We start from the raw sequence: 17286 nt of genomic DNA on the forward strand, positions 1-17286 counted from the left end.
TTTGGGATCTTTGCTTGATGGAGTGTCTGTCGGATTTCTCTGAGGTTCGGGCGTCCATTGCAGAGTTGCCCGATCCAAAGACTGCGGTGAGCTACGAAGTTAGAAATGCTCTTCAAAAGAGCCCGCCGCTATCTATCGAATCAGTTTGACGCTTTTTGAGCTGGACTTGATTGCTTTCGCATTGTGAACTGCGATGGGACGTAGTTCGAATCTTCGTTACTCCGTAAATTCATGGTGAATCTTGTCGTCTGGGGCGGCTGGCCGCAGGGATTACGCTTCTAAGTCGCGTGACATGAGCATCGCGGTTGAGCGCTGCCTTGCGCTATGCCACGTCTGACTGCCAGGTATCAACCAGAAGTTGCAGTTATCGATTACGTTAGGGGTAATCTCGCTAGCTTCGGCTCATGATAACGATGTCATTTCTGAGTGGCGCATCTTCTCCGCTCGTTCTGCGCCCCAAGTTAAGACTTGAGCAGCCGGCTCACGGTCTCTGGTTCGTACATAGATTGGTACATACCATCGGGTGCTTTAGCGGGCTAAGCTCCCGTGCTGCCGAAGCCGCCTGACCCGCGCGGAGCCTCTTCCAACTCGTCGACTTCCTGAAATGAAGCCTCAATGCGCTGCACCAGACGAAGCTGGGCGATCCGGTCTCCTGCCGCGACTTCGACTGCTGCGGTGGAGAGATTGGTCAGGACCACCTTCAACTCTCCACGGTACCCGGGATCGATGACGCCAGCTAGCGTGGTGACGCCGCGGACGGCCAGGCCCGACCGGTCCTCGACCAGCGCGCCATACTCCGAAGGAAGTTCGATCGCGACGCCCGTGCTGACAAGGGCGGTGGCACCGGCTTCGAGCGTTGCAGGCTGGACGGCATAGAGATCGGCCGCCAGGTCGCCCCAAGGGCCGGTATGGGCGTACTTCGGCAGCTTTGCCTCGTGGTGCAGCTTCTTAATTTTGATCGGAATGACAGGGTGCATCTGCCCAGTTTACGAGACACCTCGCAGTCCGCTCTCCAAGCAAGGCCAGATAGAATGGAAGACGGCATAGACGAATGAGCAGAATCTTGATTACCGGTGGCTCCGGCTTCTTCGGGGGCATCCTGAAACGCAGGCTATTGACCGAGGGCCACACCTGCCACAACATCGATCTGGTCGCTGATGTAGACACGCATGGGCGTCTCGGCACGACCCAGGGCGATATTCGTGACTACGGCCTGCTGCGCTCCCTCTTTGAGCACGGTAAGTTCGATGCGGTGTTCCACTGCGCGGCGCAGCTTGCCCACGACACAATCGACGAGACCATGCTCTGGACCTCGAATGTTGATGGCACCCGGAACATCGCCGACGCCTGTCGCGAGTTCAAAGTCTCCAAGCTGGTCAATATCTCGACCAACTGCCTCTGGGCCAGCAACCTTGGCCACGATGTGGTTGAAGGCGAACTCCCCAATCCTGTCGAGCTTTATGGCAGATCGAAGCTGGCCGCCGAGGAGTTGTTGAAGGACTATGAGCGCGATCTGCAGGTGGTCACGATCCGCTGTCCGACGATCATCGACTCCGGAAGGCTTGGGCTGCTTGCGATCCTCTTCGAATTCATTCAGGATGGGCGCAAGGTTTGGGTGGTGGGCGAAGGATCGAACCGCTACCAGTTCATCTATGCCCAGGATCTGGCGACGGCGTGCGTGCTGACTCTCAACTACACGGAGTCGGACCTCTTCCATATCGGGTCAGAGAATGTGGTCTCGCTGGGTCGTGTCTATCAGTCTGTGATCGAGGCCGCCGGCACGAAGGCAAGAGTGGCGAAGCTGCCCAAGGGACCGACGATCTTCGCCATGAAGTTGGCGCACAAGCTAGGGGTCTCGCCGCTCGGACCGTATCACTACCGCATGATCGCCGAGGACTTCATCTTTGCGACGGGCCACATTCGCGCCAAACTCGGATGGGCTCCCACTCTAACCAACGAAGCGATGATGATCGAGGCGTATCGCTACTACGCCGCCCAGCGTGCCGAGATTCATGCCCGCACGGATGTTTCGGCGCACTCGAAGGCGGCTCCGATGGGAATCATCCGCCTGCTCAAATGGATCTCATAAGCATGCCTTAGACACGAAGGCCGAACGCGGTGGCGTTCGGCCTTCATGTTTAAGTTGAGACGGTTAGTGGCCGAAGTACTCGACGAAAGGCTTAGCGTTGGGTACGCCTACTCCGGTCACGTTGTCCCATCCCTTGGTGACGGAGAGCCCCGTGTCCGTGCCAAAGGTCAGCAGGATGGCCGTGTTGGGAGTCAGTGGATAGTCCCAGAGAGCACTGATATAAGCGGTTGTCCCCTCGAGCGGAGCGGCGATCTGGTCGGCTGTATAGGCGGTCTTTCCGGTTGAGGTCTGGACCGTTCCGCTGACGTTGCTCCTGAAGCCCATGGGCAGGATGTCCGTGATGGTCGCGCCGGGCATCGTGTACATGTACGGCGCAGCCTGCCCCAGCGGCGTTCCAGCGGCCTGGTTCGCGATCGCCCAAAGTGCGGAGAACATGGGGCAGGCAAGACTGGTTCCGGCGTAAACCTGGTACTGCAGCGTTGGCAAGGACGTGGACTGGCTCATGGCGACGTAGACTCCCGTAAACGGGTCGCCGAGCCAGGACACGTCCGGTAGCTGCCGACTGTTACCGGGCAGCTTGGACTGAAAGGATGGCTTCAGGAAGAAGCTGCTTGAGCCACCGCCGGAACCGAAATTAAAGAAGCCGGTGCCAGTGGGCGGAGTCGTCACCTTACCCTGCTGGGCAAGAACATTTTCGTTGGTCCCCCATCCCCACTGGTATGCCAGGGTGCTGTTCGTATTCAACACGACGGAGACCCCGCCGACCGCGGTCGCGTAGGGAGAAGCGGCCGGAACGGCCACCGATGACGGGAAAGCCCAGGGCATGTCGTTCGTGAAATCGCCCGCGTCGCCGGTTGAGAAGTTCGTCGAGATGCCGAGCACAGACGCAGTCTCCGTGATGAACTCTTCGGTTTGAAGGACCGTAGACGGAGTGAAGACCTCTTCGCTGAAGTAGCTGCCGGAGACGACGTTGCCCAGCTGATAGTTCACCGCATAGAAGAGTGCCTGGTCGAGGTCCTGGAAGCTTGCGCTGGGCGGAACGACGAGAGCGATCTTCGCCCCCGGAGCGACAGCGTGGGCCCACTGAACGTCCATATTGATCTCTGCGCTTGGAGCTGAGCAGAAGGAGGGCCCGGGGGTGTTGATGGTCGTAAAGTTCGAGGTGGTCAATTGAGGCAGATTGAACTGCGACGAGAAGGCATTCGCGTCACTCACCACATTTGGCGAGCCGCACCAGTCGATGATTACGATGGTCTGGCCGGTGCCGTCGAATCCCTCAGCATAAAGGCCGTTCAGGTTGTAGGCGGTTCGGATATTGTCCGGCGTGTAGCCGCACCCCGCCGGGGAAGGCGTATATTCGTTGCCCGTATAAGTCGCCGAGGGAAGGCTTCCGCTGGTCGTAAAGGTCTGCGAGGTCTGGCCTACGAAGCAGCGGGAGTTGAAGGCCAGCGAAGTCCCGGATGGCGACGTTGGCGGCGGGGCGCTGCCAAGTGTCTTGCGCGTCCCCTCTTTGGGAGAAGTCGGCGGTAGGACAGTCATCGGAAGGCTGCTGATGGTCGTCTTCTCGGCGATAGGATGGCTGTACTCCATATTGTCCAGGCCCGAGATTGAAGCCACCAGGGGAGCGGCCTTGCCAGAGACGAAGGGATCTTCCACATTGCCGCGGATGACCTTTCCATCGACCTCATAGTTGTTGAGCGTGACACGGAAGGCGCTGGCGACAGCCGCGGCTGTGCCTCGGGCGCGCACGAAGAAGTTGTTCGGCCCAGTGGCTACGGTAGTCAGGCCATTGGACGCAAAGAAATCGCGAATAGTCTGAGCTTCAACAGCCGTAGGAGCGTATCGCGAGGCGAACTCTGCCGGTGTCAACCAGTGCCTATAGTTGGCTGACTTAGGGTCGTAGAGGTCGCTGGCAACGTAATCCAGATCTGCCTTGTTGTGCGGCTTTAGCCAGATCGACACCTCGACTTGAGTGGCGGGTTCTACGGGGCCGAGGACTCTTACCGCCGACGAGAATCTGGGCCGGTTATTTGCTAAGGTGACACCGTCGGTGCGGGATGGAGCAGGAAGGGCGGAACCGTGCATCGCCGAACTTGCAAGCAGAAAGGTGGAGCAGAAAATCTTGCCCAGGGTCATTTAGTTACATCCTCCAAATACACGGTAGCTACCGGGAGGGTAACTTATGGAATATGACCCGTCTATACAATTGGGAAAAACTGGTGTAGGCTATTGTCCGCATTTTTGTTCTATTTTGGCTCATCGCCGCTGAACTCTAAACAATGGCAGCTATTCCGCTATCTCAAAGCGGGTCGGCAGTTAGCTCGCGAGAGTTTCTTTTTCACGAACGGCGTTGACCGATTTCTCTGCGAGTATCAGGGACTTGCGATACAGATCGCTCAAGTCAGTCTCCGAGATGTGAAGCATCTTTGCCTGGGTCGCGCAGTAGGCCCAATCCGCACTTCGGTAATGCTTGTACAGGTTCAATCCCGTGCTTACCGAGTTCGCTGCTCCTGCGACGGCAGCCTTCACGTCGTCACGAAGTGGAAGGGCATGGATTAACTCATCGACTGGCATGCCCAGCATGACATCCATCATCGAGAGCAGGCCGAAGAGATATTGTTCGGTGGGATTCTCGCGCGTGAACGGAGCCATGAGTTCGAGAAAGCGGGCACGGTGCAGGACATCGACGAGCATCTCCCGGGAGCGGTCGCGACAGGTCTCGGTGGCGATCGCGTTCATCATCAGCTTCCGAAATCTCACTTCGCCCACGAGCACAAGGGCGTCCTGCAGGGAGCGGATCTGCTGAGGCGCGCCAAACGACGCCGAATTCACCAGACGCAGCAGTTGATAACTGAGCGTGGGCTCGGATTTAAGGAGCAGAGACAGTTGCGCGACATCGAAGTGACCCTGGCTGAGCGCGGAGATCAGATACAGATAATTGACCCCGTTCGTGGGGGCTCGCTTCTTAGAGAAGACAGTCGGCATGCAGAAGAAGTAGCCCTGAAAGAGCTGGAAGCCCTCTGCCTTGGCAATCTCGAACTCCTGTGCCGTCTCTACTTTTTCGGCGATCATGACCGTCTCTCTGCCCCGGAAGAGCTCGAGAATCTTCCGGCGCTCCTTTGCGTCCGAAAGTCGGAAGTCCACCTTGACGTAGTCGGCGAGGTGCACCAGGGGACGGGTACCCTCATTGATGCGGAAGTCGTCGAGCGCCAGCTTGTATCCCATCGCCTTGTACCGGCTGCAGGCGGCGATAACGTCCTTATCCGCGACCACTGTTTCAAGGATCTCAAGCACGGTCGAACGCGGCAGTAGAGTGATCAGGCCGTTCACCAGCGATTCTCGTGTGCAGTTTACAAAGCCGGGAGTTCCGTGGGTCAGGTCGTGGAAGCCATAGAGAGCGCCATCGGCGATCATCTTCCGGGTGGCGTCGTCGCTGTCGCCAACAAAGCGGTTCTCCCAACCGGAGCGAAAGAGAAGTTCATAGCCGCAGACGGCAAGATCCCGGTCGAGGATCGGCTGCCTGGCAATGAAGCGTCGCTCATCGCTCTTCTTCCCCTCGATGGCCTGCCGGTTCTTGACGACATTGACGCGTTCATCGATCGCGATCGTTGTCTCAATCTCGGTCTTCCTGCGCCAGCTTGGTGTGAACAGGCTCAAGTTCATAACGGCTAAGACCTCGTAGGTAGAGTTGGGCAGCCTTCTAGCGCCGGGCAGGATCGCGGTATCCTGGGACTACGCGGCTTTCGGACGCGGAGAGGCCGTGACAAAGCCAGTATCGGCAGGATTTTTTTTCCAATCGCGACCTAGAGCGGGATTTCGGCGTCCAGAGTTACGGATGTACCGGACAGAGGGCGGGCGCAATCGAGGATTGACCTGCGGCTCAATCCTCGATACACTCATAGAGTTTGGCGCTGCAACTGGTGTGTCTGGTTGCAAGCTGGCGAATCTGGATGGTGGCGGAGTAAAAGCTGCGATCTGAGTGTGAGCCAGCATCGGTACGAGACAGTCTGTGAGCGCCCACCCGGCATACCCATTAGGGACTAAGGGATACAGGCAGAACAATTCTTGAAGGAAGCGGCGGCGTATTTCTGCCACGCTTGAGGTTTTTCGTTATGTACGCAGTTATTCGCACCGGTGGTAAGCAGTACCGTGTCGCTCCCGGCGACACGTTGAAGATTGAGCGCACCGCTCACGAAAACGGCATCATGGAGTTCTCTGATGTCCTCGCCTTCTCAGGCGAAGAGGGCAAGTTCGAGTCGGAACTCGGCGGAGCGAAGGTCACCGCTCAGGTGCTTGGCGAAGGCCGTGGCGAGAAGATCCTGGTCTTCAAGCTGAAGCGCAAGAAGCAGTACAAGAAGATGCAGGGTCACCGGCAGAACTTCGTTGAAGTCAAGATCAACGAGATCCTCGTCAACGGGCAGACCTACAAGGCTTAGTCTTACAAAATTCAGAGCGCACGAGCTGATAGCCGGCGCGAAAGAGGCGACACAGTGGCACATAAAAAAGGACTTGGATCATCTAAGAACGGTCGCGACTCAAACGCGCAGCGACTCGGAGTTAAGGTATTCGGCGGCCAGGCAATCCTGGGCGGCGGCATCATCGTTCGTCAGCGCGGCACACCGCTGAAGCCCGGTCTGAACGTTGGCCGCGGCAAAGACGACACCCTCTTCGCGAAGGTCTCGGGCGTTGTCCGCTTCCGCGATCGTGGCCAAAAGGGCCGCTTCGTCATCGTCGACCCGGCGGAAGTGATCGCAGTTCAGGCGTAGATTTGTTCGTCAACAGATTGAAGAAGCCCCGGAGATCCGGGGCTTCTTTGCGTTTGCAGCAGGAAGGACGCTGGCCCTACTCCTGGCTGAGACTGTCTTCCTGATCGATCCAGCTCGTCCCGCATTCGTTGCAGTGCCAGAAGTCTTTCTCCGGTGGAGCGGGAACGGGAAACCCAAGCAGCAGAATCGAAGTCGCCGCCACTTTGGCATCGAGATTGTTGAATCGGCTGTTGAGCGATCCGCAATTTGGGCAGATCGGCTGACGAAAGTCAGCTTCGCCGGTGACTTCAACGCTTGCGGGGATCGGCTGGGAGAGAACTGCTTCGGCAGCCTCCACATCGGCTTCAGCGACCTGGAGTCGGATCCCTCCCATCAGGTTGGACCAGAGCCAGTCGACACGGATCGTGTTTTCGTCGCGCAGAAAGCATGCAATTCCTGAGGACTCGAGAGCGCTGCGTGCGAGCATCGCCTCTGCCTGATCGCGATACTGGCGGATCGTCTTCACACCGAGAAGCGCATCGGGGAGGGGCTCTTCCTCCACGTCCGGTGTTTCCAGATTCCTCCGCTTGAACTCATCTCTGACCAGTGCCTGGGCGTCATCAGTGAGGGAAGCGTATTGCGTGCCGAGGCTGAGCATCTCGTCGTCGGACATTGCGGCAAACTGTGTTCTCAAATCTTCATCCATAGAGGTCGATGGTAGCTCAGCGGGTTCCTTACAGGTGGAACGCAAGCAAAGAGGCCTCGTCTAAGCGAGGCCTCTTTGCTCTTCCGTTGAAGTGGGGTTTAGTTTGGCTTTTCATCCTGCTTCGGCTCATCCTTTGGCTTGGGCGCGAGCCGGTCGTCCGGCTTCTGCTGCGGCCTCACCTGTTGTGGCGGAATCGGTCGCGGTTGAACCTGTGGTTGCGGTGGTGGAGTCACCGGCCTAACCTGTGGCGCGGGGCGCACTGGCTCGGGCTGCGGCTTTACCTGCTGGGCTGGAGGAACCGGCCGCTGCTGCGGTTGGACCGGGCGTACTTGTTGCTCTGGAGCAGGCCGCTGCACTGGTGCTGGAGTTGGTGCCGGGGTTGGCGTCGGCGCAGGACGATTGACCTGCGGAGGAGTTGGAGTGATGGGTCTCTGCTCCGGAGGCGTGAACTGCCGAGGCTGTGGTTGAGGTTGCTGCTGCTGTGGCGGAGTTGGTCTCTGAACCGGCGGGGCGGCTACAGGTGCCGGACGTTGGGCTTCCGGCTGCTGTGGAACAGGCCGCGTTACGGGCGAGGGATTAGTAGTGGGCCCCGGTTGAATGACGGGCTTCGTTACCGGCTGCTGAACAGGCTGCTGCCCTGGCTGAGCAACCGGCCTTGCTACAGGTTGCTGTACGGGCTGTCCAACCGGCCTCTGAACCGGCGCCGGTTGAATGACAGGCCGGATCGGCGCACTTGCGTTCACTGGAGCGTTGACCCGGTTCTGCTGCACCGGCTTCGGAGCGGCGGGTGGAGGTGGTGGCGTCTGCGGCATGATCCGCGCAGGCGGCAACTGGTTGACCGCCACCGGCCGAGCGATGACCGGGCTGGCTACGGCGCGTGCGGCTTGGCCGGTCGGCGTCATCAGCGTCGGACGCATCACCGGCCGAGCGACGTTCACCGCAGGCACCAGGGACGGATGAGCGGCTACAGGCTGAGGAGCGGTTGGCCGGACGGATATGGGAGCCTGCGCCACCTGTTGCTGCTGCTGCGGCGTGAGGTGGACCATCTGCCGACCGACTGATGCTCCTGAAGAGACAGCGTTGATCGGAACCGCGGTAACGGCGCGACGGTTGGAGTAGTTGAAGTTGTTCACGACCGTGTTGTTCACGGTGGTGTTGTTAATGGTCGTGTTGTTGATGACCGTCTTATTGATGTAGGTGTTGTAGTTGTTCACCACGGTCGTGTTGTGGATCACGTTGACGTTCACGTTCGTTTCGTTCACGCGCTGGGCGTAGCGTGGGCTGCAGCGGTACCAGGGGACATAGGGCTCGCCGACGCCAATGGGAAACCATGCGGAGATGCCACCGCCGCTACCACCGAAGCTGATGCCAATCGAGATGCCACCGCCGCCACGGCGTCCTTCATCAGGCGCTCCGCCAACGAAGGCGACGAGCGCGGGAGAGTATACGGGACGGACTGCGGGCGGCCCGGGGAACCAGCCCCAGCGGTCTCCGCGCTGCGACCAGCGGCCATAGTGAAAGGGAGCGAAGCCCCAGGGTGCGTCATCGACCCAGGTGTAGCCCCACGGTTGCACGTAGGCCCAGTGGCCAGTGGAGTAGGGCTGCCATCCGTAAGGAACGTTTTTGGGATACCAGACGGGGCCATATTCGGGGTCCTGCGACCAGGTGCCGTTAGCGTCGAGATCGCCGTAGCCGACCATCTGACGGCTTACGTAGCGCGCTGACACAGAGTTCTGTAGGCGCTGGTCAAGCGAGATGCTCCAGTAGTCGAGGTTGTCATAGTCGGGCACGTCGAGGTACTGAAGCTGAACCGGATCCTGACCAAAGAGTCCGACCGAGTAGCCGCTGGATACGGGCAGATTGATGTTCGGCCCGGTTAGTTGCGCGTTGCCCGAGTTGATCGTCAGGATAGAGCTGGCTCCCTGATCGCTCCCTTGAGCGAAGGCTTCGATGCGGTAGTCGCCGGGACTATTGATGAGGGCCGCGCCGTTGGGCGTGTCCACTTCGATCTGGCTGCCGGGCTCCATCTGGAAGACACGCAGACGAAGCGCGCCTTGAGCAAGGCCAATCTGCTCGAAGTTGTCGGAGAGATTGGTAAGTGTGACGTCGGTCGCCTGCCAGATGCGCATCTCCGCGCCTCCCAACTGGACCACAGCCCTGGAACCCGGCCCGGTGTAGAGGCGGTCGCCGCCAACCATCGGATAGTTCTGCGGCGCGTCGGCCCACTGGTCGGAACCATAGGCCTGTAACGACACATTGCCGTTCAGATATCCGATGCGGGCGATGGAGGCTGGTGGGTCGCTCTGGTCATACTGGGCGAAGAGCGTGGCCGACAAAAGCGCGGGGAGAAGAGAGAGAAGAAGTGTGGGCCTTAGTAGCTTGCGTATCTGCATGTCGTGCCTCCGCGGTAGTGCTGCGTCAAACCGTGTTTGTATCACGTGGGATGTAACACGGGTTTTTAAGAAGAGTAGTGCCGTGCACATATTTAGCACGTGGTCGGACCATCGCATCGCGAGTAGGTCGCGATATTTCCTTGACAGCGGCTTGAGCCCGCGACAGAGTCATCGCACTCCCTTTTGCATAAATCTATCCGCTTGAGGCCCAGATGGACACATCCATTCAACACCTGCACCACTTCAACTACATTGCGGTGCTGGTCTCGGCGCTGATCCTATGGTTCCTTGGCGCGGTATGGTATTCGCCCGCACTCTTCGCCAAATCCTGGATGGCGGCGCTCGGCATCGTGCCCAACCCCGACAAGAAGGAGGGGCTTGTGCTTGGCATGGTGTCGTCGTTTATAGGCGATATCTTCGTAGCGTTCGTGCTGCTCCACTTCGTCCTGTGGTCGGGAGCGGCGTCCTTCGGAGGCGGAGCGTTCGTGGGATTTCTAAGCTGGCTAGGCTTCTATGCGGCGACGCAGTTCCCCCAGGGAATCTACGAAAGCCGTCCACCGCGACTCTTCGCCATCAATGCAGGCTACTGGTTTATAGGTCTGCTGATCGTTGGCGGGATATTGGCCGTCTGGAAGTAGAGCCGCCGATGTGCGATGAGCGGTTTGTTAGTGAACCGGCGCGTCGCCCGCAGACTTTGTCTTTCCGATGGCAATGACCAGCGGAATCATGCAGGCGCAGAAGACGGCAAAGATGGCGATGATGTCCATGTAGGCGAGCATCGCGGACTGTCGGTGCAGCTGGTTGTAGATGTATGCCTGAGCCGTGTGCGTGCCAGCACCGGTCATGTTGTTGCCACCGCTGTGGCCGCCAAAGATGCCCTTCATCTTGCCGATGCGTTCGTCGAAGTTGTGCGTGGCCGGGGTGAGATTGCGAACCATCAAAGCTTCGTGGCGCTGCGATCCACGTGAGAGCATCGTCGCCACGAACGCCGTACCCACCGAGCCGCCGATGTTTCGGGCCAGGTTGGTCAAGCCGGAGACGTCGTTGTTCTGCGCTCGCGGAACGCCGGTGTAGGTGACCGTATTGATGGGAATGAAGAGGAATGCCAGGCCCGACGCCTGATAGACCCGCAGCCACATGATGTGTTTGAAGCTCGCATCAAGGGTGAGGCCGTGCATCCAGATCATGGATGTCGAAAGGATGAAAAAGCCCCAGCAGATGAGATAACGCGGATCGGTTCGACCCACAAGAAAACCAACCACCGGCATCATCAACATGATGCAGACGCCGCCGGGAGAGATCACCAGGCCCGCGAGTTCTGCCGTGTAGCCGTAGAGCGTCTGGACCATCTGAGGAATCAGGACGGTAGTTCCGTAAAGAGAAAAGCCGAGGACAAACATCAGCACGAAGGGAATCGCGAAGGTCTTGCGCTTGAAGAGCGTGAGATTGAGGATAGGGCGGTTTTTGATCTTGAGTTGATACAGCTCCCAGAAGATCAGCGTGACCAGCGATGTGACGCAGAGAATAGTGAAGAAGACGATGACCTTGGAGCCGAACCAGTCGTCCTCCTGGCCCTTGTCGAGGATGAACTCGAGCGAGCCGAAGCCCGAGGCGAGGAGACCGAATCCGAAGAGGTCGAGCTTGAGGCCGCCCTTTTTCGATTCGGCGACCTCTTTCGCGATGTGCGGTGGGTCTTCGACGAGGCGGTTGGTCAGGAAGAGCGACAGGATCGCGATGGGAACGTTGATGAAGAAGATCCAGCGCCAGTCGTAGTTATCGGTGATCCAGCCGCCGAGCGTCGGTCCAATAGCCGGGGCGCAGACGACAGCCAAACCATAGAGAGCGAAAGCCTGCCCACGTTGAGCGGGAGTGAAGGTGTCGGCAAGAATCGCTTGCTCGGACGGTGCGAGTCCACCGCCGCCCGCGCCTTGCAGCACGCGGCAAAAGATGAGGATCGGCAGCGAAGGCGCAAGTCCGCAGAGCATCGAACTGATGCCGAAGAGGACCACGCAGATCATGTAAAACTTCTTGCGCCCAATGAATGTAGTGAGGTACGCGCTGGCCGGAAGGATCACGGCGTTTGAGACCAAATAGCTGGTTAACACCCACGTCGCTTCGTCCTGCGACGCGCCAAGCGATCCCGCAATATGCGGCAGGGCAACGTTCGCGATGGAGGAGTCGAGCACCTCCATAAACGTTGCCAGCGTCACGGTGAGCGCGATGGCCCACGGATTCGCGCGAGGCCGCCAGTTGCGGTCGGCCAAAGCTTCGGCGGCTTGATGCTCTGAGAGTGAAGCGGTTGCTGTTGCCATGCTTGTGCGGATTGGATTCGCAGGGCAAGCGGAGGGATTCAGTGATTGCGGCCCAATATAAGCTCATCAACTCCGTGCTCGGGAATCGATTACAAGTCGTCTTTCCGAGCACGCGTTGATTGTGGGCTTAGTAAACAGTGGGTTGAGAAGAAAGCGTGGTATTCACGATTACTTCACGACGTCCATTACAACCTCGATATCCATCCGCCGGCTGCTGTCGGGGATGTCGAGTGAACCCAGGATAAGTGGCTTGCCGGGGGTGAGGATGGAGGTGCCTTCAAGGACGGCTTGGCGGACAACAGGTTCATTAATGCCGGCGATGATCTTATCCGTGCCGAGGCTGGATTGCTCAGCTTTGGAACGGAGCCGAACGCCATTGACGGATTCGTCGAGCGTGGCATCGAAGTTTAGGCCGATATCGAGGTACGTAAACTGCGTCTGGGTGGAGGGCGAACCGTTTTCCGAGACGGTGCCGGTTGCCACTGGGATTTTGCTGCCTTGCTTCATTGTCGTCCGCTGGCCGGAGACGCAGACCATGGAGTAGTGCTGAGTGCCGACACGCTTGCCGTCGTCGATCTCGGTGATGGTGTAAGTGAGGCGGTAGATACGGCGCGGATGATCGAGATCGTCGATGAGCTTCTTCGCAAGCAGAAGCTGGTCAGGAGGTCCCTGGACAAAGAGCGCGTTCTGAGCTTGCACGAGAAAGATCTTGTCGTGCATGTCGAGCATGTTCCGAATTAGGGTCACCACTTCGGTGGCTTCTGTCGTACTGCTGATGTTGCTGAGATAGAAGACCTGGGTTGGGTAAGTATTTGGCTTTGCGGCCGCATCCTCGGTCTGCGCGCGTACAGCGGTTCCGGTCAGACAAAGGGCCAGCGCGGCCACGGTAAATGTCGATGCTCTCATCGTTCGTGTTCCTCTCGGTTGCGGGATCCGCGGGTTTTATTCGTTGTCTTTCGCGGGCGGCGGTTCAAAGAAGTCGTGGAACTCTGCTTTGCTCAACTCCATCTGCCTGTCCCTAATCTCGGATCGCAGGCTGGACAAGTCTGTGGGGCCTGCCTGATGCACAGCTTCTGCGAGCAGCTTCTCCTGGTGGGTCAGAGGCAGCGGAGGCGCCGGCTTGCTGGGAGCGAGCATCTCGCTGATCGCCAGCGCCTCTTCGTCGCTAATGGCCTCCGGCTTCGCAGTATTCTTCCTGTAGCTCGAAGCTGAGTACGCTGGTTGGCGTTGCCGCGCTTTCGCTACTTCACTCGGCGGCACGGCCGCAACATTGGGCAATGTGTGCTGGTTCAGGACAGCCTCGTCGTGCCTGGGCTCATGCCGTTTACGCACGGCTACCGACGCAGCGAACGACAGTACGACCACGCATGCGGCGACCGCCCATGGCTGCCAATGAATCAATGTCGAGAGCGCTGCAAACCTCGGCCCTTGTTGCTCTGCTGCGCGCCGCTGCACTGCTTTCAAAACTCTCTGCTCGATCTCATGCGGAGCTTCGACGCCCGCAAGGCCTGTCAGCACATGGTCGATCGCTGCATCTGGATTCATCTGCTCGTTTGTCATCGCTTGCCTCCTTTCGCTAACCGCTCGCGCAACCGTGTTCTTGCCCGGAATAGCAGAGCTCTGACCGCTGACTCACTTTTCTTCAACACAAGGGCTATCTCTGTCGTGCCCAACTCTTCAATCGCCGAGAGCAGGAGCACATTGCGCTCGGCGTCTGGCAGTTTCTCGATCTCTCGCAGGGCATTGTTCATCTGCTGCGCTTCGTGCAAGGCCTGGTCGGCGGGCGTGCCGGTTGCGACCAGCGACTGCGCGAAGACCTCGTCCATCTGGTCGGGCCTGATTCGCCTTCGCCGGTCGAGCGCGAGGTTCCATGCGATTCGGACCAGCCATACCCGCATCTCGCGCACTTCAGGCAGCTTGCTGCGATTTTCCAGCACCCTGACAAACGCGTCCTGGACGACATCTTCGGCGTCGCTCCGGCTGCGGAGCACGGAATGCGCAACCCGGAAGAGCAGGGTAGAGTACGTCCCGACGAGAGCCGGCAGGTCGATCTCGCACTTGATCTCCTGCGACTCGGCTTCTTTCGCGGACGGCAACACCAGGCTGTATCCCTCAAACGACGTCATAAGCCCCTTCTGCCGAGCCCCTCTATTGAGACAGACGGGCGACATTCTCATCCGCTCGAAGCTTTTGCATTCTCCGCTTGAAGTTTTTGCATTCACAGGTGCGATAGCTTGCGTATAGGTAGGTAAGCCGCATGGGAATTATCGCCGAGAGCCAGTTTCGCAGTCTGGTCGAGCAGCACCAGTCCATGGTGTTTTCGATCGCGCTGCGCATAGCGGGCGACCGGGGAGCGGCGGAAGAGATCGCGCAGGATGCGTTTCTCGAGTTGTATGCGGCGTTGAAGAAGATGGAGTCGGAGGACCATGTCCGGTTCTGGTTGCGAAGAGTGACAGCGAATCGCGCGACAGATTGGCTACGTCGGAAGGCAGTTAGGCCGGACTGGAGTGCGGAGCAGTGGGACGAGAGCTACGAGGCTGCGATCGCCGAACGCGTTGGCGGCGCAGAGGTGAGGCTGGAGCAGATGGTCTCAACTTTGCCGGAAGTTTTGCGAGGAGCGGTTGTATTGCGATATCAGGAAGACCTCGAGCCGGACGAGATTGCGACCTTGCTCGGCCAGCCGGTGGCGACGGTGAAGAGTAATCTGCAGCGCGGCCTTGGGCTGCTGCGGCGCAAGGCGGATGTGATGTTGAAGGAGTTCAAGCGTGAGCGAGTTGGATGATTTCGAAGCAAGATTGAAGCGCGATCTGCGGCGGGTCGACGCGCCGGAAGGGTTCGCGGATCGCGTGATGCAGCGGGTTCCGGCATCGAGGCAGGGGCGCTTGTTGTCCTTCCCGATTGCGGTGACAAAGGCGCGCCACTGGATGGCGGTTGCAGCGGTGCTGTTGGTGGCGGTCGTGCTCGGCTTCGGCGTTCATCATGTCGAACAGGTGGATCGGCAGCGCCAACTCCAGGCACAGGAGCAGGCGAAGGCTCGTGAGGCTGCACAGCAGTTCGCGTTGGCGATGCAGGTTACGGGGCGCACGCTGTTTGTGGTGCAGCAGCGGATTGATCAGGCGGGAACGAAGACTTCGCGCTAAGCGGACAAGATGGCTAAGGGGAGAGACGATGAACGGACGAAGACGAATCAAGGCGGCATGGCTGGCGGCGGTTCTGCTGCTGACCGTAGGAGCGCGGGCGATGGAGCCGCAGGTACAGGACGACCTGTTCGCCGGAACGGAGAAGTTTGCCAAGGGCGCGAAGTCGTCGACCGAGGTGAACCTCGATAAGAACATGCTCGCCATGGCCGGCAAGTTCATGGACAACGATGGCGATGGCGACGGGGACAAGCAGCAGAAAGATCTCGCGAAAAAGATGGACTTCATCGTGGTGCGCGAGTACGAGTACGCCAAGGCGGGCGAGTACAACCTCGCCGACCTCGCGGAGTTCCAGAAGCGTCTCGACGCAGGTGGCTGGTCCTACGTGGTGAAGGAGCGCAGCGAACACTCCAGCACCAGCGTGTGCGTGAAGATCGATACCGAGGGCCAGACGACGGAGCTGATCGTGATCGAAGCCGAGCCAAGGGCGCTGACCTTCGTCCATCTGAAGGGCCACATGACCATGCGTGAGCTGACCAAGATCGGCGCAAAGTACGGCGTTCCGCAGGACGACCCCAAGCTGAAAGGAATCGGCAAATGAGAAAGCTCGCTGAGTATTCTGACGGCATCCTGATGATCCTTGCCGGCGTCACTTTTGCCGTGGTGCTGATGCTCGTTCCCAACGCCGGAGCATCGGCGCATGATTCGGACGCGCTGGCGCGACGGGACTTCGATGGCCTGGTACGAAGTATCGCGGACCGCTACCAGATCCACGGGAGATCGGTTCCGATGATGTGGGTGGCGAACCTCTTCGCCCGTTCGGTGACCAAGGGCGGGGTTCAGGGGATGAAGGTGGTGGAGTTCGAAGATGTCCCAAAGTGGGGCGAGTCAGACCGCGCGGGACTGGGTGATCTGGTGAAGGAGAGGCTGAGCCGGCGCTGGTCGCCCATGGTTCGCCAGCACGAGGCCGATGGTGGCGACTCCTTCATCTATATTCAGGGCGCTGTGGACGGCAAACATACAAGGATGATCGTGGTCGATCTCGACGGCGGCGAGGCCAGCAGGGAGCTGGACATGGTCAGCATGACCCTAAACCCGGAGCAGCTGGCGAAGTGGATGAAGGAGGAGGACGCGAAGGATGAAAAGAAGAGGAGTGCGGTGGGCTCGTCGGGAAGCGAGTAGGTACGTCTCAGGTCAGGAATATCTTTTTGAGAAGTTGCCAGCTTCAATAAGATGCATTTGCTTTAGCCAAGTGCGATTGAAGCTTCCATTTGGGAAGGTGAGTTCAATGTCGAGTAAGACGCTCTCTACTTGAGAATTCAGTTCGGGCACTTCTTCTGGTTGGCGTTTGAGAAGTAACACAGATAAGCGGAGGAAGGTGTTCATTGCGTTTAGAACGACATCCCTCTTTCCAAACAGGGAAATTTTTGCCGCAAAGTATTTAGGGGCTTTGTCTCCATGTGCGCCAGCTCGATCACGATATTGTTTCATCACAGCTTCGCCTGGAGCGATGCGAGCTTGCCACACCCTATCAATGGCTTTTGAGTGCTTTGGAAACAGTTCCCTCCAGATGTCGCGGATATTGGTGCTATCTCGATGATCCACCAGAGACATGAAAGCGGTGACAACCGAGCCTAGTAGAGTTTCGACAAAGCGGTCGGCTCCGTGCCCCATGACATTCTCGGGTGCCAGCTTGTGATCAGTCATGTGGAAGCTAATTAGCGTAAGGTGCAGCAATTCAATGAGCTTTAGCTGATAAACGACGTACTGTCTAACGGTCTTCGCTCTGCGTTGATCCATGACAACAGTTTCCGGCTTCCGCACGGACTCGGCAATAACTTTACGCATCCTGACACCTCATCGAGACCTTGGCTCGGCACTTGCCCGGCTAATTAAGGCAACGT

General features: G+C 58.7%; 18 protein-coding genes. 8 read left to right on the forward strand and 10 right to left on the reverse strand.

Annotated elements, in window-relative coordinates:
- Positions 1–536 precede the first annotated feature (536 nt).
- Positions 537–977, reverse strand: a complete 441-nt coding sequence (gene dut / locus HDF16_RS15865; protein WP_184218329.1) for a dUTP diphosphatase — start codon at positions 975–977, stop codon at positions 537–539.
- Positions 978–1051: 74 nt separating this feature from the next.
- On the opposite strand from dut, the gene HDF16_RS15870 reads away from it, so the two are divergent.
- The gene (locus tag HDF16_RS15870) at positions 1052–2089 is read left to right on the forward strand and encodes an NAD-dependent epimerase/dehydratase family protein (RefSeq protein WP_184218332.1); all 1038 of its coding nucleotides are present in this window, start codon (positions 1052–1054) and stop codon (positions 2087–2089) included.
- A gap of 63 nt (positions 2090–2152) precedes the next feature.
- On the opposite strand, the gene HDF16_RS15875 is transcribed toward HDF16_RS15870, so the two are convergent.
- Complete coding sequence (locus HDF16_RS15875) at positions 2153–4225, reverse strand: S53 family peptidase (RefSeq protein ID WP_184218335.1); 2073 nt, start codon at positions 4223–4225, stop codon at positions 2153–2155.
- Between the two features lie 180 nt (positions 4226–4405).
- Positions 4406–5752, reverse strand: coding sequence for an EAL and HDOD domain-containing protein (locus tag HDF16_RS15880; RefSeq protein WP_184218338.1), 1347 nt, complete (start codon positions 5750–5752; stop codon positions 4406–4408).
- 449 nt (positions 5753–6201) lie between these two features.
- On the opposite strand from HDF16_RS15880, the gene rplU reads away from it, so the two are divergent.
- Both rplU and rpmA read left to right on the forward strand, forming a co-directional pair.
- Positions 6202–6525, forward strand: a complete 324-nt coding sequence (rplU, locus tag HDF16_RS15885) for a 50S ribosomal protein L21 (RefSeq protein ID WP_184218341.1) — start codon at positions 6202–6204, stop codon at positions 6523–6525.
- Between the two features lie 54 nt (positions 6526–6579).
- Entirely contained in the window at positions 6580–6855 is a 276-nt protein-coding gene (rpmA, locus tag HDF16_RS15890; protein ID WP_184218344.1) for a 50S ribosomal protein L27, read from the forward strand.
- 76 nt (positions 6856–6931) lie between these two features.
- Here rpmA and HDF16_RS15895 read toward each other — a convergent pair whose 3' ends face one another.
- Both HDF16_RS15895 and HDF16_RS15900 read right to left on the reverse strand, forming a co-directional pair.
- Complete coding sequence (locus HDF16_RS15895) at positions 6932–7528, reverse strand: putative signal transducing protein (protein ID WP_221312795.1); 597 nt, start codon at positions 7526–7528, stop codon at positions 6932–6934.
- Positions 7529–7638: 110 nt separating this feature from the next.
- Positions 7639–9933 carry a DUF6600 domain-containing protein gene (locus tag HDF16_RS15900; RefSeq protein WP_184218350.1) on the reverse strand — a complete coding sequence of 765 codons (2295 nt, stop codon included), beginning with the start codon at positions 9931–9933 and terminating at the stop codon, positions 7639–7641.
- Between the two features lie 212 nt (positions 9934–10145).
- On the opposite strand from HDF16_RS15900, the gene HDF16_RS15905 reads away from it, so the two are divergent.
- Positions 10146–10571 carry a DUF1761 domain-containing protein gene (locus HDF16_RS15905; protein ID WP_184218353.1) on the forward strand — a complete coding sequence of 142 codons (426 nt, stop codon included), beginning with the start codon at positions 10146–10148 and terminating at the stop codon, positions 10569–10571.
- A gap of 27 nt (positions 10572–10598) precedes the next feature.
- Here the strand turns inward: HDF16_RS15905 and HDF16_RS15910 are convergent, their stop codons facing one another.
- The 4 genes from HDF16_RS15910 to HDF16_RS15925 all read right to left on the reverse strand — a co-directional run bounded on the left by HDF16_RS15910 (position 10599) and on the right by HDF16_RS15925 (position 14371).
- Positions 10599–12245, reverse strand: a complete 1647-nt coding sequence (locus tag HDF16_RS15910) for a DHA2 family efflux MFS transporter permease subunit (RefSeq protein WP_184218356.1) — start codon at positions 12243–12245, stop codon at positions 10599–10601.
- 168 nt (positions 12246–12413) lie between these two features.
- Positions 12414–13151 (reverse strand): hypothetical protein, encoded by a 738-nt coding sequence (locus HDF16_RS15915; RefSeq protein WP_184218359.1) that lies wholly within the window; start codon positions 13149–13151, stop codon positions 12414–12416.
- 36 nt (positions 13152–13187) lie between these two features.
- A complete protein-coding gene (locus HDF16_RS15920; protein ID WP_184218362.1) occupies positions 13188–13805 on the reverse strand; it encodes a hypothetical protein in 618 nt (205 codons plus the stop codon).
- Entirely contained in the window at positions 13802–14371 is a 570-nt protein-coding gene (locus tag HDF16_RS15925) for an RNA polymerase sigma factor (RefSeq protein ID WP_184218364.1), read from the reverse strand. Before HDF16_RS15925 ends, HDF16_RS15920 begins: the two co-directional genes overlap by 4 nt.
- A 131-nt stretch (positions 14372–14502) precedes the next feature.
- Here HDF16_RS15925 and HDF16_RS15930 point away from each other — a divergent pair, with 131 nt between their 5' ends.
- The 4 genes from HDF16_RS15930 to HDF16_RS15945 are packed head-to-tail and all read left to right on the forward strand — an operon-like array spanning position 14503 to position 16564.
- Positions 14503–15027 carry an RNA polymerase sigma factor gene (locus HDF16_RS15930; protein WP_184218367.1) on the forward strand — a complete coding sequence of 175 codons (525 nt, stop codon included), beginning with the start codon at positions 14503–14505 and terminating at the stop codon, positions 15025–15027.
- A complete protein-coding gene (locus HDF16_RS15935; protein WP_184218370.1) occupies positions 15011–15385 on the forward strand; it encodes a hypothetical protein in 375 nt (124 codons plus the stop codon). The genes HDF16_RS15930 and HDF16_RS15935 overlap by 17 nt, the downstream gene beginning before the upstream one ends.
- A gap of 28 nt (positions 15386–15413) precedes the next feature.
- A complete protein-coding gene (locus HDF16_RS15940) occupies positions 15414–15983 on the forward strand; it encodes a DUF4252 domain-containing protein (RefSeq protein ID WP_184218373.1) in 570 nt (189 codons plus the stop codon).
- Positions 15980–16564, forward strand: coding sequence for a hypothetical protein (locus HDF16_RS15945; protein ID WP_184218375.1), 585 nt, complete (start codon positions 15980–15982; stop codon positions 16562–16564). Before HDF16_RS15940 ends, HDF16_RS15945 begins: the two co-directional genes overlap by 4 nt.
- A gap of 12 nt (positions 16565–16576) precedes the next feature.
- Here HDF16_RS15945 and HDF16_RS15950 read toward each other — a convergent pair whose 3' ends face one another.
- Positions 16577–17230, reverse strand: a complete 654-nt coding sequence (locus HDF16_RS15950; protein ID WP_184218378.1) for a hypothetical protein — start codon at positions 17228–17230, stop codon at positions 16577–16579.
- Positions 17231–17286: the final 56 nt, after the last annotated feature.

The sequence above is a fragment of the Granulicella aggregans genome (genome assembly GCF_014203275.1).
GTDB lineage: Bacteria > Acidobacteriota > Terriglobia > Terriglobales > Acidobacteriaceae > Edaphobacter.

Excerpts from the sequence above, each read along its gene's own strand:
- HDF16_RS15915 (WP_184218359.1), bottom strand. The coding sequence starts at position 13,151 with ATGAGAGCATCGACATTTACCGTGGCCGCGCTGGCCCTTTGTCTGACC.
- rplU (WP_184218341.1), top strand. The coding sequence starts at position 6,202 with ATGTACGCAGTTATTCGCACCGGTGGTAAGCAGTACCGTGTCGCTCCC.
- HDF16_RS15920 (WP_184218362.1), bottom strand. The coding sequence starts at position 13,805 with ATGACAAACGAGCAGATGAATCCAGATGCAGCGATCGACCATGTGCTG.
- HDF16_RS15900 (WP_184218350.1), bottom strand. The coding sequence starts at position 9,933 with ATGCAGATACGCAAGCTACTAAGGCCCACACTTCTTCTCTCTCTTCTC.
- dut (WP_184218329.1), bottom strand. The coding sequence starts at position 977 with ATGCACCCTGTCATTCCGATCAAAATTAAGAAGCTGCACCACGAGGCA.
- HDF16_RS15925 (WP_184218364.1), bottom strand. The coding sequence starts at position 14,371 with ATGACGTCGTTTGAGGGATACAGCCTGGTGTTGCCGTCCGCGAAAGAA.
- HDF16_RS15880 (WP_184218338.1), bottom strand. The coding sequence starts at position 5,752 with ATGAACTTGAGCCTGTTCACACCAAGCTGGCGCAGGAAGACCGAGATT.
- HDF16_RS15945 (WP_184218375.1), top strand. The coding sequence starts at position 15,980 with ATGAGAAAGCTCGCTGAGTATTCTGACGGCATCCTGATGATCCTTGCC.
- HDF16_RS15905 (WP_184218353.1), top strand. The coding sequence starts at position 10,146 with ATGGACACATCCATTCAACACCTGCACCACTTCAACTACATTGCGGTG.
- HDF16_RS15875 (WP_184218335.1), bottom strand. The coding sequence starts at position 4,225 with ATGACCCTGGGCAAGATTTTCTGCTCCACCTTTCTGCTTGCAAGTTCG.
- HDF16_RS15870 (WP_184218332.1), top strand. The coding sequence starts at position 1,052 with ATGAGCAGAATCTTGATTACCGGTGGCTCCGGCTTCTTCGGGGGCATC.
- HDF16_RS15950 (WP_184218378.1), bottom strand. The coding sequence starts at position 17,230 with ATGCGTAAAGTTATTGCCGAGTCCGTGCGGAAGCCGGAAACTGTTGTC.
- HDF16_RS15910 (WP_184218356.1), bottom strand. The coding sequence starts at position 12,245 with ATGGCAACAGCAACCGCTTCACTCTCAGAGCATCAAGCCGCCGAAGCT.
- HDF16_RS15930 (WP_184218367.1), top strand. The coding sequence starts at position 14,503 with ATGGGAATTATCGCCGAGAGCCAGTTTCGCAGTCTGGTCGAGCAGCAC.
- HDF16_RS15940 (WP_184218373.1), top strand. The coding sequence starts at position 15,414 with ATGAACGGACGAAGACGAATCAAGGCGGCATGGCTGGCGGCGGTTCTG.